Here is a 22,118-nt window from a genome sequence, read left to right as displayed (position 1 = left end):
GAGACGCGCATGGACGAATTCATGCAGGCCGCAATCGACGAGGCCCGGCAGGGGCTCGAGGAAGGCGGTGTCCCGATCGGGTCGGTACTGGTCCATCGTGGGCAGATCATCGGCCGGGGGCATAACCAGCGACAACAGCGTGGCAGCGTCGTGTTGCATGGCGAGATGGATGCGCTGGAGAATGCCGGGCGTCAGCGGGCCTCCGTCTATCGCGACTCGGTGCTCTATACGACCTTGTCCCCTTGTCCCATGTGCAGTGGAGCCATCCTGCTTTATGGAATACCGCGTGTAGTGATTGGCGAAAACCGCACCTTCATGGGCGACGAGGAAAACCTGCGCCAGCATGGCGTCACGCTTGAGGTGCTGGACAGCCCCGAGTGCCGGGAACTGATGGAGACTTTCATTGCCCGGCATCCCGACGTCTGGAACGAGGATATCGGGGAACAGCCTGCCTGACCGTGGCGCTTGCTTGCGCCAGAGGACGGGGTTTGCTGGAATAGCGCCACCCTACGAGGCAGGTCTTTCAACAAGGAGAGAGAACGATGGCCAGAGCGCCCTGGATGACGTCGATAGCCGTCCTGACATTGGCCTTGAGCCTGGCGGCCTGCGATGGAGGGGAGGAGACCCCGCCCGAGCAAACGGCCAACGAGGCGAGCCAGGCCACCAATGAGACGTCAAATGGCGTGGAGCGCGACGCGCGCAACACCCCGGCGCAGTCCGATACCGAGATGCCGCAGGCAGATGATTCCTCAACCGATGATACGGCCCAGAATGCCGGCACGGCGGAAACTGCTGGCGAGGTAGCGGCTTCAGAGTCTTCGACTACCGGCGCGAATCCGGATGAGGCAGAGGCATCTGGCCAACAGAGCGAGGAAGCTGGCGCCGGGATGGCCACTGATGAAGAAGTGGCGCCCAGTGTAGGCGAGCGATTGGCCGATGAGTCCTGGGAAGAGACGGAAGACGATGTCAGCGAAGCGCTGAAAGAGACCGAGCGGCGCTTCAAGGAGGCGGAAAAAGAACTCGAAGAGCAGTTCAAGGCCGCCGAAGAACAGGATGTGAAGCGTAGCCAGGAGATACAGATCCAGCCCGAAGGGGACGGCGCTTCGTCTCAGTAAGCCATTATCTACCGTGGCGCTGCAGGTAACGGCGAGCGCCATAGACACCTCATCGTCGGGAATCGAACCATGCCTTCCTCGCCTGTTCTGTCAGGACTCTATCGCTACCCCGTCAAGTCCATCGCCGGCCAGGCGCTGGACGGCATGCTGGTAACGGAGGAAGGGCCTGAGGGCGATCGCCGTTACATGCTTGCCAAGCCGGATGGCACGTTCCTGACGGCGCGCACCCATCCCCAGTTGCAGCGCGTGGCCGCCGTTCCGGTGCCGGGAGGCCTCGATGTCAGCCACCCGGAACTAGGGAGCATCAAGGTGCGCGAAACGGAATTCGATGCCGGGCGCTTTGCCACGCGGGTCTGGGATGACGCTTTCGAGGCCCTGACCACCACCGATGCGCTGGACGACTGGTTCAGCCGGGCTGCGGGTGAGCCGGTACGGTTGCTGTGGTTGGGGCAGCGCTCTTCCCGCTACCGTCCAGCAATCGAACGCCATGTCAGCTTTGCCGATGGCTACCCATTGCTGTTGATTTCCCAGGCCTCGCTGGACGACCTCAACCGGCGGATGAATCCCCCACAGCGCATGGCGCAGTTTCGGCCCAACCTCGTCGTGACCGGAACACAGCCCTACGCCGAAGATGGCTGGAAGCGCATACGCATCGGTGAGGTGGAGTTTCTCGTCGATGCGCCGTGTTCCCGCTGTGCCATGATTACCGTCGATCCGACTACGGGGCAGTTCCAGGCACGCGGCGAGCCGCTACGCACATTGGCGAGCTATCGGCGAGGCGCGAAGGGTAAGGTCTATTTCGGTCAGAATCTGGTCGCTCTCAACGAAGGTCGGCTCGATCTGGGTGCTACCGTGGAAGTACTGGAGTTCGCTGCGACGCCGAATACGGAACTGGCTATCTAATTCAGTCGCTTCATTCGCTCAGTATGATTAGGATTCTCTTTCTGCCCGGGTCGCAACGACTATAGTGGTAGGTATGTCCTGTTCGATAGAGTGATATGAATGCTGGCGTTGCGTGGGTTGCTTTCGTTGTTTTTATTGCCGATGACCTCCATGGGCGCATGGGCAGAGGCCGAGTTACCGATTCCCCAAGGGCCGGTGATTCTCGAGGTATCCGGAAAAATCTCGCAGACCAACCACGGTGACGAAGCACATTTCGACTATGCCATGCTCGAGTCGCTTGGCATGCATGAGATTGCGACACATACGCCGTGGACGGAAGGATTGATCCGTTTCGAAGGGCCGTTGGCACAAGATCTTCTCGACGCGGTGGGGGCCCAGGGTAGCCGCCTCATGATAAAGGGGCTCGATGGGTATATTGCCGAGGTGCCTGCCAGCGACTTCTATCGGCATGAGGTGATCCTTGCGCTCAGCAAGAACGGCGAACGATCGCGGCCCGATCATCATCGTCTACCCCTTCGACCAGAAGCCTGAATTGCTTACAGAAGAGATCCGTTTCCGTTCGGTCTGGCAGGTCATGTCCATTCATGTCGAGGGAACGTCGTCGACCCAGCACAAAGAGCAGCGCGGGGCGAACGACCGTTTTTATATCGTAGAATGCTGATGCACTGAACTTTCGTCTCGGTTGGGGTACCCTTGCGCCTGCCGGTATGAAACAGGTTGCACAGGAAGTCCCAGGAGAGTTCAGGGAGCCGGCAGGTATCGTACGTTGGCCACCGGCCCATCATCTCCGAGACGTCTGCATGTTCACTTCCCGTTTGTCGCTGTTTCTTCTCTTCCTGCTGCTGCCGTTGCGTACGCTGTGGGCCGATACGCTACCCATGCCCGAAGGGCAAGTCATTCTCAAGGTGAGTGGGGCCATCTCACATACCAATGTCGCTGACGAAGCGCATTTCGATTACACGATGCTGGCGGCGTTAGGCATGCATGATGTCGAGACGCATACGCCCTGGACGGAGGGGGAGTCACGTTTTACCGGCCCGCTGGGACGAGACCTGCTCGATGCCGTGGGTGCCCAGGGCAATCTGCTCAAGGTCAAGGCTCTCAACGAGTTCGTGGCCGATGTGCCGGTCGAGGACCTGCGCAACCATGATGTTATCTTGGCTGTCGAAAAGGATGGGGAGCGCATGCCCGTCCGCGATTTTGGGCCGATCTTCGTGCTGTATCCTTTCGATCAGAACCCCAAGCTGCTCAATGAAACCTATCGGTTTCGTTCTGTCTGGCAGGTGAAAAGTATCCGTGTGGAATAGCCCGACCAGAAGGTGGCCTCGACAGAGAACTGATGTGTGCACTATCCACTTCGCTTGAAATTGGGTGTCATCGCTGCCGTATTCTTTTTTGCGGCGGCGATCGGTGTCGTCAGCCTCATTGCCTGGCGCCAGAACAGCCTGGCCCAGAGTGTCGGCGGCGATGCTGCCTGGGCGGCCTACAAGCTCGATCGAGAGGCGGTCGAGTTGCGCAGCCTGTTGCTGCGTAGCGAGCCTGGCTCGGATGAGGATCTGGCCAATGTCCAGTTGGGCTTCGAGCTGCTCTACAGCCGTACTAACCTGCTGCGTACAGGGCAGATCGCCGAGCTGTTCCGGACCATTGACAGTGTCAGCGATGTGTTGCCCCGGATATTCTCTCAGGTCGAATCCATCGACAGGCGGCTGAACAGTGCGGGACCACTGGATGCGTCCGATATCGACCTTCTGCAGTCCAGCTTGGCCACCCTGGGCGATAGCTCGCAGCGTCTGGTCATTGCCATCAACGAGTATCTTGCCGAATCCAAGACCCGTGAGCGCGAGACGCTGCTCAAGCTTTATGGCCTGTTGCTCGCACTGATCATTTTCAAGAGCCTGACGGCTCTGGTCATCATCCGGTTCCTGTTTCAGGAGGCGCGTGACAACGAGGCGTCACGGCAAGCCATGGAAACGCTGAGCCGTGAATTGGAGATCACGGCGCGCAAGGCCGAGTCGGCCAGCCGGGCAAAATCCGACTTTCTGGCCACGGTCAGTCATGAGGTGCGCACGCCATTGAATGGCGTGATCGGGATGAGCGCGTTGCTCATGGATCGTCAGAACGATCCGCAATCACGCCGCTATGCGCGTACCATCCATGAGAGCGCGGAAATCCTGCTCAGCCTGATCAATGACATCCTCGACTTTTCCAAGATCGAGGCCGGGCGCCTGGAAATCGAGCGCTCGGTCTTTCACCTGAGCGATACCGTCGATGGCGTGCTGGCGCTGTTCGCACCGCGCCTCGAAGGCGGTACGCTGAGGCTGGCCCATCATGTCGACCCGCAGCTGCCACCCTGCCTGATCGGGGATGCGAGCCGGCTACGCCAAGTGCTGCTCAACCTGCTTTCGAATGCCTTCAAGTTCACCATGGAAGGCAAGGTCGAACTCGACATCCGGCGCGCTGCGAACGGAGGTGTGCATTTCGAGGTCAGCGACACCGGTTGCGGCATTCCCTTCGAACAACGCGATGGCCTGTTCGAGCCGTTCCGTCAGGGCGATGCCTCGACAGCGCGGCGGTTTGGCGGTTCGGGGCTAGGGCTGGCGATCTGCAAGCGACTGGTCGAGGCCATGGGAGGCCAGATCGGCTTCGTCAGCCATGAAGGCGAAGGCAGCCGGTTCTGGTTCGAATTGCCGCTGGAGAATGCTCCCCCCGAGTCCGTGCCTAGCCAGCCGCGCACCTTTCTCACACTGGGGGATGACGACACGCGCAGATGCGAACGCTTGCTGGTCGCTGAAGACAACCCGGTCAACCAGCAGGTGGCCGTTGCCATGCTCGAGCGCTTCGGGCATCGAGTCGATCTCGCCGCCAATGGGGCCGAGGCAGTCGATATGGCGCGCAAGCACGCTTACGCCATGATCTTCATGGACATGCAGATGCCCGGCACGGACGGCTTCGAGGCCACGCGGCAGATACGCGCCTCCGACGAACGCCTGGCCCAGGTCCCCATCATCGCCATGACCGCCAGCGCCTTCGGCGGCGAGCAGGCCAAGGCACAGGCCGCTGGCATGAACGACTACCTGACCAAGCCCATCATGCCGGACAGCCTGGGTGCAGTATTGGCTCGCTACCTGGGGCAGCCGATGCCGGATGGGGCGCCCATACGTCGCACCAGCGACACCGGCACGATCGACTATGCCCTGCTGCGCGAACTCGAGTATTCCCTGGGGCTGGCCATGTTGCGTGACTTGCTGACGCTCTATCGTGACCAGATGCCCGAGCGTCTGGCTGCTCTCGACGAGGCCTTGACCGGGTTCGATAGCAATGAGCTGGTGCGCCAGGCCCATCTGCTCAAGGGCGAGTCAAGCGGCCTGGGGCTCAAGGCAGTCGCCGATCTAGCCGAAGAACTCGAGTTGCGGGGCCCGCGCCTGTCACGATCGGAGCGCGAACGGCATGTTGCCACCCTCAAGGAATTCATCGAGCGTAGCCTGGTGGAACTGGAAAGTGGTTCGTCGGTGTTACCCGGGTGATTACCCGCGTGGCGTGTCCGATTCCGCGCTGGTTCTTTTCGAAAGCCTCGTGGCCGGATGTTGGGTCGGGTCGGGCTGAAAGCCGATGGTCTCTCCCTCGGCGTCCAACTGCTGGATATCGAGCGGACGGCCTGCCTTGTCGAACGTGACAAGACCGATACCGGCACCGTTCCATAGTCGCTCTCCCGCCTTGGCATGGTCCGGCACCCTGGGCTGCACCAGCATGCGCCGTCGCTTCGTGAACCAGTTGAGGGGCGACCAGGGGGCGTAGAGCCAGCGGTTGAGCCGGTCGAACCAGTCCAGCAACGTGTCCGGAAACTCGTTCTTGATTCCGCTACTGGTAATCTGCCAGATCTTCGGGCCGCGTTCCCGATGACGAATTCGCACGTCGTAGACGAAGGAGTAATGCACGTCGCCCGAGAGGATCACGTAGTGCTGCGGTGTTCGGGTGTGCCGGAAGATGTTGAGCATGACGCTGGCAGCGCCGCGGTGCGCCATCCAGTTCTCGGCATCTACCAGCAGGGGCTTTCCCGCCCAACTGAAGAGACGCTGGATCCCCTCGATCAACTTGACCCCGAACATCGGCGCCGGCGAAACGATGATCACCGCGCGCTCGTCGAGCAGGTCCTGCTGCAGTTCGCTCAGTGCCTCCCAGTCCATGAGCCCCGAGGGACGATGCCGGTTGCGCTCGCTGCGCCATCGCCGGGTCCGGGTGTCCAGCACGATCAGTCGGGGTGAGGTTGGCAGGACGTACCCCCAGCCTTCGAAACGCAGCAATTCGCTGATGAGCTTGTCCTGATGCGTGGCAGGCAGGTAGCCAGCGGCCGCCTGGTCCAGCAGTCCATGTAGCCGGGCAAGAGGCGATGCCAGCGTATCGGGATCGTTGCCCCAGCCCTGGAACAGCAAATAGGCGAGCAAGGCGTTGCCGATGATCCGGCGTGAGAAAGGATGACCATAGGCGGTTTCCTCCCAGGCGGCGGTCAGGTTCCAGTCATCGGTGACATCGTGGTCATCGAAGATCATCAATGTCGGCACCTGAGCCATCAGGCGGGCCGCTGCGGGTAGCTCGGCGATGAAGTCTTCGAGAATGGCGTGCTCGGCGGCAAAGCGCGCGCTACATGCTGCATCCAGCGGTGGAGCATCGCCGTCGATCAGGCGCCAGGGTAGCGGTGACCAGACAAGCAGATACATGGCTGCCACTTCGGCAAAGGTGATCAGGTGGTTGGCGGCATTGGCCGAGGTGAAGATCGGCTTTTCAACGCCACCGAAGAACCGCTCGCGCAGCGCCTCGTTGGACTCGAACGCCGGGAGCAGTTGCTCGCGCCGGTAATAGGTCGCCTCGGCGACGTACAGCGCCTCGCTGTCCTCCACCACGGCACCTTCCAGGTGCTCGCCCACCAGGCCAAGACGCCGGATCAAGGCATGGATGGCGGTCAGCATGGGGCCGGCAACATCGTCGGCATAGATCTGGTCGCCGGTCATCAGCAACAGGGCAGGGCGCGTGACGGCCTGGGTACGACGCTCGTCCAGCCAGGCGTCGGCCCGTGCCAGTCCGTCTCTCGAGGCATGATGTGGCTTGCGGCAAGAACCATGCAGCACGCTATCGATTCGTGACTTGATCACGAAGGAGGGATGCGTCTCGTCCTCGTACAGCACATGCGCCGCCCAGTTGGCTATGCCGGCTTGCCCCGCTTGCAGGTCGCCAATGAACAGGTCATAGCCGATCAGCACATCGGTCGGCAGCGGCGCTTCCAGCCTGACATCGATCAGGTGAATGTAGGCATGCGTTCCGAGAGGCAGGCAATCGCGATGCTCGTCGAGGGCAAGGTGACGCACAGGTTCGCCTTCGGGATACAGCGCCAGACACAACGAGAGTGGGCGACTGGCAGCCAGCCAGAACACCAGGCGGCCGGGTTCGGTGCGACGCAGTATCGGGCCGGCAAGAACGTCGGGCAGGGAGTCGGAGGAAGCCATGCCATTGTTGGCGCTGAGCGAGGCGATTTGCATAGGATAGGCAGCATAACCCGCCTCGCAAAGGTTGACCAAGGGGCCTGACGCATCATCCGGTCCGCCTGGAAAACGGCTGTGCTTGCCTTGGCCTCAGCGCTACCTCAAGCGCTAGTTCCGCCGGAACGCAGGGCAGGATCGCTCAGGCAGGCGCTGACCTCGTCATCGCTGGTCTGGCCAAACTCCACGTACCACTGACCGACGGCGCGGAAGGGCTCCGGCGTCGCCACGCAGACGATTTCGTCGACTTCGCTGGCCAGCTCTTCCAGTGTCTCGCTCGGGGCCACGGGAACAGCCAGGATGCAATGCTCGGCGCCTAGCTGGCGCACGGCCTGGATGGCCGCACGCATGCTGGAGCCCGTGGCAATGCCGTCATCGACAAGAATGACCTCCTTGCCCTGAAAGTCAGGATAAGGGCGATCGCCACGGTAGGCCCGCTCACGACGCGCAAGCTCACGAGTTTCCTTGTCGACGACGGCCTGTACGGTGTTTTCATTGAGTCGCAGGCGTTGCAGCAGTGACGGATCGAGTACCGTGACGCCACCACTGGCGATGGCGCCCATTGCGAATTCCTCATGGCCCGGCATGCCCAGCTTGCGTACCACCATGACGTCAAGCGGCGCACTCAGGGCGCGAGCGACTTCCGCCGCCACCGGGACGCCGCCCCGGGGCAGGGCCAGCACCAGCACGTTGTTCTTGCCGGCACGCGCCCTCAGGCGCTCGGCAAGCGCCTGGCCGGCTACTTTGCGGTTGGCGAAGGGAACTTCCGACATCGTGAACCTCCTTGAAGGCACGGCAACGCATGCCGGCCGTCAACCATGCGCTATTGCCATAGCGTGGTCAGGCCGCGGGCTTTTTTCCAACCCGGCCGCGAAGGGGCATCACGCTGACATGTGGCGATAGCGCAAGGAACGCTCGACGATATCGCTGCCGGGGGTATATTCGCCTTGCGCCGCTGCCAGGGCGCGAGCCAGGGTCAGATCAGCAATGTGTGCATGATCCTGCGGCAACGAGTTGACCGGCTGGGGCAGAAAATCGAGCAGACGGTCGTCACCAAAGGTCGCCAGGCGCAGGTTTGCAGGCAAGCCCCCGTTTTCCAGCAGCACATCGAACGCACCGTCGAGCAGGGTATAGGAGGCCGTGACCAAGGCATCGGGCAGGCCGTGCGTCTCGATCAACTGGCGCATCAAGGCCGCGCCTTCACTGCGGTCGTAGCGCCTGGCGGTCAGGATGAGCGGTGTCGTGTTCGTGCCTGCCAATGCCCGATGAAAACCCTCGCGCCGTTCGCGGGTGATGGACAGCTCATCGACGGCATCGAACCAGGCAATCTGACGGACCTGCGGCGTCAGCACAGAGCGGGTCAACGCCTCGGCAGCGGCCGCATTCTGGCTGAGGATGCACACGAAGCGCGTGGGATCCAGCTTGCGGTCGATGGCAATGACAGGCAGTCCGCCTTCCATCAGGTCGAGATAGAACGGGTCGTCGGGCGCCAGACTGCTGGCGACGATCAATGCCTGGCAGCGCTGCGCACGCAAGGCCCTGGCCAACTCGCGCTCGGTATCGGGATCGTCGTCCGAGCCGGCGATCAGTAGCTGATAGCCCTTTTCCCGCGCCCCACGCTCCAGGCGTTTGGCCAGGCGGGCATAACTGGCATTTTCCAGGTCGGGAATGATCAGCCCCAGGGTACGGCTCTGGCCACGGCGCAATGCGGCGGCCTGGGCGTCGACACGATAGTGGTGGCGTTCGACGACTGCCATGACACGCTCCACCGTCTCGCGGCTGATGCGGCGTTCCTCGGCCTTGCCATTGATCACGTAACTGGCAGTGGTGCGCGAGACCCCGGCGAGGCGGGCGATTTCGGCAAGCGTCATGGCATGTCCTTGTCAGCAGTAGAGCGGTCTGGATGAATCGAGTCAATTCTACGGCAGCGTGGGGGAGCGGCATCCCCTGCTAAGGTCTTAGGCTGTAAGGCTTGATTAATTGATTGTCTCGTTTCAGCATTGCAGCTAACTAAGGTGACACGATTCAGCGTTCCGTTTCAATCATCGCGGGAGGCTGAAAGGAGGCTCCATGCTCACGCTTCATCAGGACGATGTCCTGCTCGCTTGCCACGCATCCGATTGGCGAGATGCCCTGGACCAGGCCGCAGCATCGCTGGCCGAGGCCGGTCGCGCGACCCCGGCGTACCGCCAGGGCCTGCACGACCGCGAGGCGCAGTCCTCGACCTACCTGGGCAATGCCATTGCCATTCCGCATGGCACACCGGCCAGCCGTGACCAGGTGCTCGAGACGGGCGTGCGCGTGCTGCAATTTCCCGACGGGGTGGAGTGGCACGACGGTAACCGCGTTCACGTGCTGGTAACCATCGCCGCCCAGAGCGACGAGCATCTGGATATCCTGCGCGCACTGACTCACGTGCTCGACCGCGAGGGCGTGGCACAGCGTCTGGCGAACGCCGGGACCCGTGCCGAGGTCATCGCCGAGTTGTCCAAGGCGCCGGTCGTCGCCAAGGTCGACATCGACACTCTATGTCTCAACTTCCCCGCCAAGGATCGCTTCGAGCTGGCGCTGGCCGGGGCCGCGCGCCTGCGTCAGGCCGGTTGCGTCAATGCCGAATTCGTCGCCGCCATCGTCGAACAGGAGCCGGTCGCCCTGGGGCAGGGGCTGTGGTTGGCCAGCAGCGCCCAGGGCGTGGCGACGCCGGCACTGTCACTGGCCACGCCCGAAGCGGCCTTCGCCGGCCCCAAGGGGCAGGTCAATGGTGTGTTCTGCCTGGCTGCGCAGGGCGAGGCCCATCTTGGCCTGCTCGAGCGTATCGCCGAACTGCTCGACAGCGGTGATGGCGAGACGCTGGCGGATGCCGATGCCGCCACCGTGCTGGCGCGCCTGGCCGGGGAGAGCGCCAGTGCCGAAACCGCACGCGTCCGGGTGCTCAACGCGCATGGGCTGCATGCCCGCCCGGCCAAGCAACTGGTCCAGGTGGCGCGCAATCAGGGCATGCCGGTCAAGGTGCGCCTGCTCGAGGGCAGCGCCGAGACAGTCTCAGCCGCTAGCCTGACCAAGGTCATCGGGCTCGGTGCACGGCGCGGCCAAACGCTGGTGTTCTCCGCCGAGGGCGAGGGCGCTGCAGCGGCCGTGCAAGCCCTGGTCGAGGCCGTGCGCGGTGGGCTGGGCGAGAAAGTCTCACCGCTGGATGAGCGCAGCGAGGCCGAGGAATACCGACCGGCGCCGCGTGAGCTCGAGCCGCTCGCCGCGGATACGGCGCACCCTGCCGTGCCGGCGGCCCCGGGCCTGGCCATCGGCTCGGTCTTCGTCATGCGTACGCCACGCTTCGAGTATCCCGAGCGTGCCCGCGACCTCGACGGATCGCGCGGCGGCGATGCTCCGGTTCAGAAGACGCGGCTTTCTCATGCGCTTCAGGCAGCGGCCGAACAGCTCGAGGCCCTGATCCGGCGTGCCCAGGGGGGCGAGGTGGCGGAGATCCTCTCCATGCATGAAGAGATGCTGGACGATCCCGAGCTTCGCGAGTCTGCCCACGAGGGCATCGATGAAGGGCTGTCTGCCGAAGCGGCCTGGTGGCGCGGCGTGGATACCGCCGCCCGGGCCCAGGAAATGCTTGCCGACCGGTTGCTGGCCGAGCGTGCCGCCGACCTGCGCGACGTGGGCCGGCGTGTACTGGGCATCCTGTGCGGCGTGGAACTGCCGACCCCGCCCGAGTCTCCTTACATCCTGGTGATGGACGATATCGGACCGTCCGACGTGGCGCGCCTGGATACCGCCAAGGTTCGCGGCCTGCTCACCGCACGTGGCGGCGCGACCTCGCACAGCGCCATCCTGGCCCGTGCGCTGGGCATTCCCGCGGTGGTGGGTGCCGGCGAGCGGATCATGACGCTGGACAACGGCACCGAGCTGATCCTCGATGGCGAGCGCGGTCGGGTGATTCCCGCTCCGTCCCGCGAGCGCCGCGAGCGTGCCGAGCTGCGTCTCAAGGAGCACGAGGCGCGCCAGAAGGCCGCTTACGCCGCACGTTTCGACGAAGGGCGCACGCGCGACGGCCACCGTGTCGAGGTCGCCGCCAACCTGGGCAATACCGCGCATGCGGCCGATGCCGTGGAGTATGGCGCCGAGGGTGTCGGCCTGCTGCGTACCGAGTTCGTGTTCATGGCGCATGCCGACGCGCCCAATCTGGACACTCAGATTGCCGAGTACCGCGAGGCCATCGACGCGCTCGACGGTCGGCCGCTGGTGGCGCGCACCCTCGACGTCGGCGGTGACAAGCCGCTGCCGTACTGGCCGCTGCCCCAGGAGGACAACCCGTTCCTCGGTCTGCGCGGCATTCGCCTGGCGCTGACCCGTCCCGAGATTCTCGAGACCCAGCTGCGCGCGCTGCTGACCGCGGCCGGTGACAAGCCGCTGCGTATCATGCTGCCGATGGTCAAGGACGTCGCCGAGTTCCGCGCCGCCAAGATCATCGTCGATCGCCTGCAACAGGAAATCCAGGCGCCGGACGTGCAACTCGGCGTGATGATCGAAGTCCCGTCCTGTGCGCTGCTCGCCCCGAGCCTGGCCGAGGAGGTCGACTTCTTCTCCATCGGCACCAACGATCTGACCCAGTACACCCTGGCCATCGACCGCGGCCACCCCGAGCTTTCCGCGCAATCCGACGGCCTGCATCCGGCGGTGCTGCGCCTGATCCAGATGACCGTCGATGCCGCTCATGCCAAGGGCAAGTGGGTCGGCGTGTGCGGCGAACTGGCCAGCGACGCCCAAGCGGTGCCGGTGCTGGTCGGGCTGGGCGTCGACGAGCTGTCGGTGTCGCTGCGCCAGGTTCCCATGGTCAAGGCGCGTCTGCGCGAGATCGACCTGGTAGAGGCGCGTCATCAGGCCGAATTGGCGCTGGGTCAGGCCACGGCGGAAGCCGTACGCGAAGCCCTGGAGGCACTGTAATGGCCCGCATCCTCACCATCAGTCTCAATCCGGCACTGGATCTGGGAATCCGTCTGCCGCAATTGACGCTGGGCACGGTCAATCGCACCGAGTCGACGCGACTGGATGCGGCGGGCAAGGGCGTCAACGTGGCGCGCGTACTGGTCGCACTGGGTCACGAGGTGGCGGTGTCGGGTTTTCTTGGGGCTGCCAACGATGGCCCTTTCGTGCGGGCCTTTGCCGACATGAATGTCGAGGATGCCTTCCTGCGCGTCCCCGGCGAGACCCGCATCAACGCCAAGGTCGCCGAACATGATGGCCGGGTTACCGATATCAACGGCCCCGGACTGCAGGTAGGCGCCAAGGAAATCCGGCAACTGCTCGATAGCCTCGAGACACGTGCCAGCGAACCCGAGCACCGTCCCGATGCCGTGGTCATCGCCGGCAGTCTTCCGCCGGGCGTCAGCGCGGATGACCTGGCCGGGTTGATCGAGTGTCTGCAAGGCCATGGCTTGCCGGTGTGGGTCGACACCAGTGGCCCGGCCTTGCAGCGGGCCATCGCGTCCCGGCCCACGGCCGTCAAGCCCAACGAGCAGGAGCTTGCCCAGTGGGCGGGCGAAGCGCTGGACAGCGAGCCGGCTCGGCTGCGCGCCGCGCGCCGCTTGCATGCCGAGGGCATCGACGAGGCCGTGATTTCTGCCGGGGGCGAGGGTGTGCTGTGGGTCAGCCGCCGTGGAGCCTGGCTTGCCACGCCACCCGAGATGACGGTGACGAGTACCGTCGGCGCCGGCGATACCTTGGTAGCCGGCATGCTGCACGGCGTGCTGGCGGGCTTGGCGCCCGAACGCACGCTGCAACTGGCCACGGCGCTGTCAGCCGAATCCGTGCGCCATGTCGGCGTGGGAGACCCCACCGCCGCCGACTTCCATGACCTCCAACAACGAACGCGCGTGCGTCGTCTTGACGACACCGCAGGGGAGCACCCATGAACGTGATCCTGATTACCGCCTGCCCGAGTGGCATGGCCACGACCTTTCTCGCCGCCCGCCGTCTCGAACAGGCCGCCCGCCGCCGAGGCTGGCAGCCCAGTGTGGAGATGCACGGCGAACTCGAGCCGCCCAGGCCGGTCAGCCAGGCGGACATCGATGCCGCCGAGCTGATCGTCGTGGCGGCCGACCATGTCCCCGAGCCGCAGCGCTTTGCCGGCAAGCGCCTGTTCCAGGCGTCGATTGCCCAGGCATTGCCGGATCCGGCCGGGTTCCTCGACCGGGCCAGCCGCGAAGCGAGCGAGTTCAGCCCCGCGACTGAGCCTACCGGTGGGCTGTCCGACGCGGCTGTCTCAAGTGGCCAGAAGAGTATCGTTGCCGTCACGGCGTGTCCCACCGGCGTGGCGCATACTTTCATGGCAGCAGAAGCGCTGTCAGAGGCCGGACGTTCGCTGGGCCACAAGATCCGGGTCGAGACCCAGGGCTCCGTCGGTGCCCAGGACGAGCTGACCGAGGAAGAAATTCACGATGCCGACGTGGTCATCCTGGCCTGCGATATCGAAGTTGACCCGACACGCTTTGCCGGCAAGCGTATCTGGCGAACCTCCACCGGCAGTGCGCTGAAGAAGCCCAAGCCGACCATCGAGACGGCGCTGGCCGAGGCCGAGGTCGAGAGCCAGGGCGCCACAGCCTCCGGTGGAGGCGAGCGCAAGAAGAGCGTCAAGGAGAAGGGTGTCTACAAGCACTTGCTCACCGGCGTGTCGTTCATGCTGCCGATGGTCGTCGCCGGTGGCCTGCTGATCGCGTTGTCGTTCGTGTTCGGTATCGAGGCGTTCCAGGAGGAGGGCACGCTGGCCGCTGCCTTGATGCAGATCGGCGGTGGCAGTGCCTTCAAGCTGATGATACCGGTGCTGGCCGGCTACATTGCCTATTCGATTGCCGACCGACCGGGTATCGCTCCGGGGATGATCGGGGGCTGGCTGGCCGCAGATATCGGTTCGGGTTTTATCGGTGGCATTCTTGCGGGTTTCCTGGCCGGCTATACCGCTTGGGCGGTGACCAAGTATTTCAAGCTGCCGGCCAGCGTCGAGTCGCTCAAGCCGATCCTGATCATTCCGCTGATCGCCAGTCTGGTCACCGGGCTGGTAATGATCTACATCGTCGGCGAGCCGGTGGCCGGCATCCTGGCGGCACTGACCACCTTCCTCGAGAACATGGGCTCGACCAACGCCGTGCTGCTGGGCATCCTGCTCGGCGCGATGATGTGCTTCGACCTCGGCGGGCCGGTCAACAAGGCGGCTTATACCTTCGGCGTCGGCCTGCTGGCCTCCGAAACCTACGCGCCCATGGCAGCCATCATGGCCGCTGGCATGGTGCCAGCGCTAGGCATGGGCATCGCCAGCTTCGTGGCACGTCGCAAGTTTTCCGAGCCGGAGCGCGAGGCGGGCAAGGCGTCGTTCGTGCTGGGGCTGTGCTTCATCAGCGAAGGCGCCATCCCGTTCGCGGCCAAGGATCCGCTGCGGGTGATTCCCGTCAGCATGGTCGGTGGGGCGGTGACCGGAGCACTGTCGATGCTGTTCGGCGCCAAGCTGATGGCACCGCACGGCGGTATCTTCGTGCTACTGATTCCCAACGCCATCACGCCAGCGCTGCTTTACCTGCTGGCGATTGTCGTCGGCGCGCTGATTACTGGCCTGGGCTATGCCGCCATCAAACGACACAGTGAAGAAGTCTCGGTGGGTGCCGCAAGTCAGGCGTGATCGATTCTGGCCTGCACCTTCAACGCCACCGGCCTTGCCGGTGGCGTTTTTCTTTGTCGGTTCGTCGGACCGGGCGTGGCGCAGGCTGGCATTGCCGGCGGAGTTGGAGTAGTTTTTGCATCCTTCACGGCAGGGCCCTTACCCGGGCCCGTGTCCTTTCGGCAGGCCCTACCCGGGTAGTCGAAACGAACAAGGAGATACACGATGTCTATCCAACCCGTCACCCTGATGGTGGCGCGCCGCGTCGCTCGCGGGCGTTACCGCGATTTCATGACCTGGCTCGACGAAGGCCGTGAACTGGCGGCCGACTTCGGCGGTTACCTTGGCTCCGGCGTGCTGGCGCCACCCCCCGGTGATGACGAGTACCAGATTGTCTTTCGTTTCGCCGATGAAGCGGCACTTGCCGCCTGGGAGCACTCCGCGTCGCGCCGGGCCTGGCTGGAGCGTGGCCATGGACTGTTCGAGGCGCCGCATGAGCACCGGGCCATCGGCCTGGGAAGCTGGTTCCACGATGGCCCCGGACGCACGCCGCCGCGCTGGAAGCAGGCCATCGCGATCTGGCTGGCCTTCTTCCCGGTATCGCTGGGCTTTCAGTGGCTGCTTGGCGACGCACTGGCCGGCTTGTCCCTGGTGCCCCGCGTGCTGGCCAGCACGCTGATGCTGACGCCGGTCATGGTATTCCTGTTCATTCCCCTGTCGACGCGGCTGTTGTCATCCTGGCTGAATGCTCCGGCGGATCGCCCTCGCCGAACCATGCACCAGCGCAGGGCATAACGCCTCGGCGTGACCTGAAAGGCGGCATCATTGTGGTGGGCTCGACCCAGGCATACACTGCCAGAAAACGACAACCACACGATCGCCGCCATGCTCGATACCCCTCCAGACGTCACCATGCCACGTTCGCGGTCCGGTGCGGCAAGTCCGGTACGTACTGCCTGTTCCCTGTTCCGCAACCCGCGACTGGCTGCCCAAGAGCTGGCTGCCGAGCTACGCCACGCCCACCTGGGAGCCGTGCTGTTCTTCTGCAGCGCCGAATATTCGCTGGAGACGCTGGGAGTGGCATTGGATGAGGCCTTTCCGGGAGTTCCGGTGAGTGGCTGTACTACAGCGGGTGAAATTGCACCGAGCGGGTACGGGCGCGGTTGCGTGGTTGCCATTGGTTTCGATCGACGCGACTTCACCGTGGTCCCGGCCCTGGTCGACGACCTGGATTCGTTCGATCTGCTACGTGCCCAAGCGCTGGTGGATACGCTGCTCGGCGAGTGTCGGCGGTGGTCGTCGTTGCCCGTCTCCGATCATAGCTTTGCGCTGACCTTGCTCGATGGGCTGTCGAGCAGCGAGGAGCAGGTGCTGGCGACCCTGGATGCTGCCCTTGGCAGCATACCGAGTTTCGGCGGCTCGGCTGGCGACGATAACCGCCTCGCGCATACCTACGTCTATCATCAAGGACACTTCTACAGCCAGGCAGCGGTCGTGGTGATGATCACCACGGCGTTACCCTTCGAGGTCTTCAGTACGCACCACTTGCGTCCGCGTGACGAGAAGCTGGTCGTAACGTCGGCGGACCGGCGCCAGCGTACCGTCTTTGAACTCAATGCCGCGCCGGCCGCCGAGGAATATGCCCGCCTGATCGGACGTGAGGTGGCGGGGCTGGGAGAAGCCGACTTCGCCCGTCACCCGTTGGCGGTGCGTATCGGCGACAGCTACTACGTGCGCTCGATCCAGCGCATCAACCCCGATGGTAGCCTGACCTTCTATTGCGCGGTAGAGAACGGCATCGTGCTGACCGCCATGTACCCGGCGCCGATCCTTGCCGATCTCGAGCAGGTACTGGGCGGGCTCGAAGCCCGGCTGGGGGCGCCGTCGCTGATCATCGGCTGCGATTGTTTCCTGCGTCGCCTGGCCATCGAAACCCTCGGCGAAGCGCCTGCAGCCTCCGAACTGCTGCGCCGCTGGCGCACGATCGGCTTCAACACCTATGGGGAGCAGCATCATGGCATGCACATCAACCAGACCTTCACCGGGGTCGCTATTGGACATGCCCGACCCGACGCTGCAGGACGAGCCGGCCACGACGCGTGAGCAAACGCTTCTCGACGAGAACCAGCGCCTGCGCAAGGTATGCGCGGCGCTGATCGAGCGGGTCGAGTCGAGTGGCGTGGCCGAAGGCGCTCCCTATGCCGCCTTCGAGCATGCCGTGCTGCTTGCCGAGCAGGTGCGTGAGCGTACCGAGACGCTGCACCGCACCCTCGACGAACTGGGTCAGGTCAATGCCCAGTTGCGCGAGGAGATTCGTAGCCGAGCCGCCGCGGAACAGCGACTGATAGAGGCCAAGCAGGAGGCCGAGGCGGCCAACCTGTCCAAGACCAAGTTTCTTGCCGCCGTCAGTCATGATCTGTTGCAGCCACTGAATGCTGCTCGCCTGTTTACCAGTGCCTTGGGCGAGCATGAGGTTCCCGATGATTCGCGGCGCCTGGTCGAGCATATCGGCCGTTCGCTCAAAGATGTCGAGACCTTGCTGGGCACGCTGGTGGACATCTCTCGCCTGGATGCCGGCGTGCTGAAGGCCGATGTGGCGCCGTTCAGTGCTGCCAGCCTGCTCGACACGCTGGCCCAGGAATATCACCAGATTGCTGCCTCGCAGGGGCTGACACTTCGCTATGTGCGCAGCGGAGCGGTCATCGACTCCGACCTGCAACTGCTGGCACGGGTCGTACGCAACTTCCTCACCAATGCTATCCGTTACACCGAGCGAGGCCATGTCCTGCTGGGTTGCCGTCGCCGCGAGGAAGGCCTGGAAATCTGTGTTGGTGATACCGGACCGGGGATTCCCGATGATCAGCGTCAGGCGATCTTTCTGGAGTTTCGTCGCGCCGACCGCCGCAGGTACGATAACGATCGCGGCCTGGGGCTTGGCCTGGCCATCGTCGACCGTATCACCTCGATGCTTGGCTACCCTGTGCACCTGGCATCTCGCCCCGGCAAAGGCTCGATGTTCTCGGTGCTGGTGCCTTACGGTCATCTACCCGCCGGGCAACATGCCCAGGAAAAGGCCGAGACCATTCCCGGCAGCGAACCGCTGGCTGGGCGTACGGTCTGGGTGATCGACGACGACCTGGCCATACGTCAAGGCATGCAGGCATTGCTGGGGGGGTGGGGCTGTCGGGTAATCACGGCAGCCAGGCCTGACATTTTGGCGCGGGACGCCGACTCGCGGCCGGATGTGCTGATCGTCGACTATCACCTGGAAGAAGGCGTGCCCGATGGCCTGGCGGTAGCGAGCCGGCTGCACGAACGCTGGCCGGCGCTGCCGATATTGATCATCACGGCCAATCACGATGCCACGCTCAAACGCCGGGCGCGCATGCTGGGATTTGCCTGGCTACTCAAGCCGGTCAAGCCGCTGCGCCTGAAGATGCAGCTACTCAACCTGCTCGAGAGGACGTGAGCCGAGCCGTTGTGTCCGGCTTGGGAGCCAGATGCTGTTCGCGGGCCACCAGAATCGCCTGGACCCGACTGCTGACGCCGAGCTTGCGCAGGATGGCCGAGACATGGGTCTTGACCGTGGTTTCGGCAATGGCCAGTTCGCGGGCGATCAGCTTGTTGGACTTGCCTTGCACCATACGCGTCAGGACTTCCCGCTGCTTGGCGGTCAAGGACGCCGTGTCGAGCGGCTCCGGTCGTTCGTGAGTAACGGCAGGGGCTGGGCGGCGCAACAGATCGGCCGGCAGGTAGACCCGCCCTTCCAGCACCTGTTGCAGGGCGGCCAGTAGTTCCCGGCGCGGCGTGGATTTGGGAATGTAGCCGACAGCGCCGAGGTTGAGCGCCTCCAGCACCGTCTCGCGGGCCTGGTCGGCAGAAATGATGGCAATCGGCAGCCACGGTAACTGATTGCGCAGCCGTGCCAGACCATCAAGGCCGGCGCTGTCGGGCAGGCCCAGGTCGAGCAGCAGCAGGTCGAGGTCATCGTTCGCCGTAGCGTTTCGCAGCGCTCCGGCCAGGGTGTCGGTCTGCAGGATGGTACTGTCGGGCAGGGCGTCGGCGATGGCATCGACCATTGCTTCGCGGAACATTGGATGATCGTCGGCGATCAGCAGGGTGTGCATGGGGCTGCGCTCCTTTGGCCTCCTACCAACGGAGGAGGCGGTCTCCTGCCTCGGAAGTATGTCTCACGCCGGCTGCGTGGCCAAGACTGAATCAGAGTCACTCATAACGACAACATCCGCAATAGGAGCATGCCATGATCTATGCCAACCCCGGCAGTGCCGACGCCGTCGTCAGTTTCGAGAAACGCTACGGCAATTATATCGGCGGCGAATTCGTCGCGCCGGTCAAGGGCCAGTACTTCGAGAACATCAGCCCGGTCAACGGCGAGGTGATCTGCGAGATTCCCCGTTCCACCGCAGAGGATATCGATCTGGCCCTGGATGCCGCGCACAAGGCCGCCCCGGCCTGGGGACGTACCTCGGCACAGGAGCGCAGCAATATCCTGCTCAAGATCGCCGACCGCATCGAACAGAACCTGGAAATGCTCGCTGTTGCCGAGACCTGGGACAACGGCAAGGCGGTACGCGAAACACTCAATGCCGACATTCCGCTGGCCGTCGATCATTTTCGTTATTTCGCCGGTTGTATCCGTGCCCAGGAAGGGACCGCTGCCGATATCGATGCCAATACCGTGGCCTACCATTTCCATGAACCGCTCGGTGTGGTTGGCCAGATCATTCCCTGGAACTTTCCGATTCTGATGGCATGCTGGAAGCTAGGCCCGGCACTGGCTGCAGGCAACTGCGTCGTACTCAAGCCCGCCGAACAGACCCCCGCGTCGATCCTCAAGGTGGTCGAGCTGATCGGCGACCTGCTGCCACCTGGCGTACTCAACATCGTCAACGGCTATGGCGCCGAGGCCGGACAGGCACTGGCCACCAGCAAGCGTATCGCCAAGATCGCCTTTACCGGCTCCACGCCGGTCGGATCGCACATCCTCAAGTGCGCGGCCGAAAACATCATTCCCTCGACTGTCGAACTGGGTGGCAAGTCACCCAACATCTACTTCGCCGACATTCTCGATGCCGAGCCGGAATTCATCGACAAGGCCGCCGAAGGCATGGTGCTGGCCTTCTTCAATCAGGGTGAAGTCTGCACCTGCCCGTCACGGGCGCTGATTCAGGAGAGCATGTACGACGCCTTCATGTCGCGAGTTCTTGAGCGTACCAAGCTGATCAAGCGCGGCAACCCGCTGGATACCGACGTACAGGTCGGCGCCCAGGCATCCCAGGAGCAGTTCGACAAGATCATGTCCTACATGGACGTGGCGCGCGAAGAAGGCGCCGAGTTCCTCACCGGGGGGGGCAAGGAGAGCTTCGATCCCGCCTACGACAAGGGGTTCTATATCCAGCCGACGTTGCTCAAGGGCAACAACCAGATGCGCGTTTTCCAGGAAGAGATCTTCGGGCCGGTGGTTGCCGTGACGACCTTCAAGGACGAGGCGGAAGCTCTGGCGATTGCCAACGACACCGAATTCGGCCTGGGCGCTGGCGTATGGACCCGCGACATCAATCTGGCCTTCCGTATGGGACGGGGTATCCAGGCGGGTCGCGTGTGGACCAACTGCTACCACCAGTATCCGGCACATGCTGCCTTCGGCGGCTACAAGAAGTCCGGCGTCGGTCGTGAAACCCACAAGATGGCGCTGGAGCATTATCAGCAGACCAAGAACCTGCTGGTGAGCTACGACACCAATCCGCTCGGGTTCTTCTGATTGCCCAACGTGTGAAAGGCCAGTCTGCCGGGCAATTTGCCGGCTCGACGACACAAGGGCACACGCCATGGCGTGTGCCCTTGTCCATGTCCGGTATCTTGGGGCCTATCGGTGCTGAAGGCGGTTATGGATCGCCGTGGCGGCGATGGCGGCCTGCCCGGTGGCGACCGTGATCTGGCTCAGCCGGTTGGTCATGTCGCCAGCAGCATAAAGCCCTTCGATACCGGTTTGCATGTGCTCGTCGATGATCAGGTAATCATCCGCATTACGACGAGCACCAAGAGCGCGGCTGAGATCGCTGCGCACCCGAGTGCCGAGTGCGCAATACAACACGTCGAAGGTATACTCGCGCCCGTCGACCATTTTCACATGAATGCGATGCTGGTCGTCGGTCGAGAGACGCTGGACGAGGCCCTGCGTCAGCGTAATATTTTCTCGTGCCAGCTGATCCGTCGCTCGCTGATCGAGAAAGTCGCCATTGGCAATGTCGATCATCGTCAGGTTGGCACTGAAGCGCTTGATGAATACGGACTCATGCACACCATGTTCGTCGCGGGCCAGAATGCCGATGCATTCGTTGCTGAACTCGAAACCGTCGCAAATGGGGCAATAGCGAATCAGCCCCTGCGCCTTGACCCCTTGAAAACCTTCCAGTTCGGGGTCGATATCAACCACGCCCGTGGCGAGCAATACGGTCCGCGCCCGGATGACCTCATTCCCGGTATGTGCGAGAAACAGGCCATCCTCGGTGCGCTTCAGTCGTTGTATCGTTCCTGATTCCACACTGCCGCCATTGACGTGGAGCTGTCTTCGCAACTGATCGAGCAGTTCGTTGCCACCGATGCCTTCCGGGTAGCTGGGATAATTGTGCGTACAGGGGATGAGCGAAGCGCGGCTGCTTCCCGCATCGACGATACGGATCGTCCGGTAGAAACGGCTCAAATTGATACCCGCCGTCAAACCGGCCGGGCCGGCACCGACAATCAAGCAGTCGAGCAAGGCGTCATCATCCATGAGACCTCCTGCGCGAAGTTTCGCTTAGGCATTTAACAACCTAGCAGAGCATAGTCATGCAAGCGCTGTCCTGATAAATGTAATGGTGTGCGCGGAATAACAAGAAGCGGCATAGCGCACTA

The 22,118-nt window shown here is 63.4% G+C and carries 18 protein-coding genes; 13 read left to right on the top strand and 5 right to left on the bottom strand.

All coding sequences use genetic code 11. The annotated features are described in order from the left end of the window. The first annotated feature begins 9 nt into the window (after positions 1 to 9). From BM194_RS00970 to BM194_RS00945, 6 genes are all read left to right on the top strand, one after another. The gene (locus BM194_RS00970) at positions 10 to 456 is read left to right on the top strand and encodes a nucleoside deaminase (protein WP_092842767.1); all 447 of its coding nucleotides are present in this window, start codon (positions 10 to 12) and stop codon (positions 454 to 456) included. Positions 457 to 542: 86 nt separating this feature from the next. Then, complete coding sequence (locus BM194_RS00965) at positions 543 to 1,115, top strand: hypothetical protein (RefSeq protein WP_092842766.1); 573 nt, start codon at positions 543 to 545, stop codon at positions 1,113 to 1,115. A gap of 69 nt (positions 1,116 to 1,184) precedes the next feature. Then, positions 1,185 to 2,018, top strand: a complete 834-nt coding sequence (locus BM194_RS00960) for an MOSC domain-containing protein (RefSeq protein WP_092842765.1) — start codon at positions 1,185 to 1,187, stop codon at positions 2,016 to 2,018. A 150-nt stretch (positions 2,019 to 2,168) separates the two neighbouring features. After that, positions 2,169 to 2,549 (top strand): putative pterin-binding protein, encoded by a 381-nt coding sequence (locus BM194_RS00955; protein ID WP_244890835.1) that lies wholly within the window; start codon positions 2,169 to 2,171, stop codon positions 2,547 to 2,549. Positions 2,550 to 2,818: 269 nt separating this feature from the next. Next, entirely contained in the window at positions 2,819 to 3,325 is a 507-nt protein-coding gene (locus tag BM194_RS00950; RefSeq protein WP_092842764.1) for a putative pterin-binding protein, read from the top strand. Between the two features lie 36 nt (positions 3,326 to 3,361). Then, entirely contained in the window at positions 3,362 to 5,542 is a 2,181-nt protein-coding gene (locus BM194_RS00945) for an ATP-binding protein (protein ID WP_092842763.1), read from the top strand. Here the strand turns inward: BM194_RS00945 and BM194_RS00940 are convergent, their stop codons facing one another. The 3 genes from BM194_RS00940 to cra all read right to left on the bottom strand — a co-directional run bounded on the left by BM194_RS00940 (position 5,543) and on the right by cra (position 9,420). Continuing rightward, a complete protein-coding gene (locus BM194_RS00940; protein ID WP_143097554.1) occupies positions 5,543 to 7,549 on the bottom strand; it encodes an alkaline phosphatase D family protein in 2,007 nt (668 codons plus the stop codon). A gap of 104 nt (positions 7,550 to 7,653) precedes the next feature. Then, the gene (locus tag BM194_RS00935; protein ID WP_092842762.1) at positions 7,654 to 8,322 is read right to left on the bottom strand and encodes a phosphoribosyltransferase; all 669 of its coding nucleotides are present in this window, start codon (positions 8,320 to 8,322) and stop codon (positions 7,654 to 7,656) included. A 108-nt stretch (positions 8,323 to 8,430) separates the two neighbouring features. Beyond that, on the bottom strand, positions 8,431 to 9,420 hold the full coding sequence (gene cra / locus BM194_RS00930) for a catabolite repressor/activator (protein ID WP_092842761.1): 990 nt from the start codon (positions 9,418 to 9,420) through the stop codon (positions 8,431 to 8,433). A gap of 199 nt (positions 9,421 to 9,619) precedes the next feature. Between cra and ptsP the strand changes: the two genes are divergently transcribed. The 6 genes from ptsP to BM194_RS00900 all read left to right on the top strand — a co-directional run bounded on the left by ptsP (position 9,620) and on the right by BM194_RS00900 (position 18,669). Further along, the gene (gene ptsP / locus BM194_RS00925) at positions 9,620 to 12,496 is read left to right on the top strand and encodes a phosphoenolpyruvate--protein phosphotransferase (RefSeq protein ID WP_092842760.1); all 2,877 of its coding nucleotides are present in this window, start codon (positions 9,620 to 9,622) and stop codon (positions 12,494 to 12,496) included. Then, on the top strand, positions 12,496 to 13,464 hold the full coding sequence (pfkB, locus tag BM194_RS00920) for a 1-phosphofructokinase (RefSeq protein ID WP_092842759.1): 969 nt from the start codon (positions 12,496 to 12,498) through the stop codon (positions 13,462 to 13,464). The genes ptsP and pfkB overlap by 1 nt, the downstream gene beginning before the upstream one ends. Beyond that, positions 13,461 to 15,221 (top strand): PTS fructose-like transporter subunit IIB, encoded by a 1,761-nt coding sequence (locus tag BM194_RS00915; RefSeq protein WP_092842758.1) that lies wholly within the window; start codon positions 13,461 to 13,463, stop codon positions 15,219 to 15,221. Before pfkB ends, BM194_RS00915 begins: the two co-directional genes overlap by 4 nt. A 204-nt stretch (positions 15,222 to 15,425) precedes the next feature. After that, entirely contained in the window at positions 15,426 to 15,995 is a 570-nt protein-coding gene (locus BM194_RS00910) for an antibiotic biosynthesis monooxygenase (protein WP_177223301.1), read from the top strand. Positions 15,996 to 16,085: 90 nt separating this feature from the next. After that, positions 16,086 to 17,303 carry a nitric oxide-sensing protein NosP gene (gene nosP / locus BM194_RS00905; protein ID WP_244890834.1) on the top strand — a complete coding sequence of 406 codons (1,218 nt, stop codon included), beginning with the start codon at positions 16,086 to 16,088 and terminating at the stop codon, positions 17,301 to 17,303. Then, a complete protein-coding gene (locus tag BM194_RS00900; protein ID WP_092842757.1) occupies positions 17,215 to 18,669 on the top strand; it encodes an ATP-binding response regulator in 1,455 nt (484 codons plus the stop codon). Before nosP ends, BM194_RS00900 begins: the two co-directional genes overlap by 89 nt. Here the strand turns inward: BM194_RS00900 and BM194_RS00895 are convergent. Further along, positions 18,647 to 19,327 (bottom strand): LuxR C-terminal-related transcriptional regulator, encoded by a 681-nt coding sequence (locus tag BM194_RS00895; RefSeq protein WP_092842756.1) that lies wholly within the window; start codon positions 19,325 to 19,327, stop codon positions 18,647 to 18,649. The two genes, BM194_RS00900 and BM194_RS00895, sit on opposite strands and share 23 nt — an antisense overlap. Positions 19,328 to 19,461: 134 nt before the next feature. Here BM194_RS00895 and exaC point away from each other — a divergent pair, with 134 nt between their 5' ends. Then, on the top strand, positions 19,462 to 20,982 hold the full coding sequence (exaC, locus tag BM194_RS00890; protein ID WP_092842755.1) for an acetaldehyde dehydrogenase ExaC: 1,521 nt from the start codon (positions 19,462 to 19,464) through the stop codon (positions 20,980 to 20,982). A gap of 105 nt (positions 20,983 to 21,087) precedes the next feature. Here the strand turns inward: exaC and BM194_RS00885 are convergent, their stop codons facing one another. After that, positions 21,088 to 21,996 (bottom strand): NAD(P)/FAD-dependent oxidoreductase, encoded by a 909-nt coding sequence (locus BM194_RS00885; protein WP_092842754.1) that lies wholly within the window; start codon positions 21,994 to 21,996, stop codon positions 21,088 to 21,090. Positions 21,997 to 22,118: the final 122 nt, after the last annotated feature.

Source organism: Modicisalibacter xianhensis, assembly GCF_900113605.1.
GTDB classification, from domain to species: Bacteria; Pseudomonadota; Gammaproteobacteria; order Pseudomonadales; family Halomonadaceae; genus Modicisalibacter; species Modicisalibacter xianhensis.
Note: the sequence above shows the minus strand (reverse complement) of the source record. Positions and strands in the feature narration are given on the sequence as shown.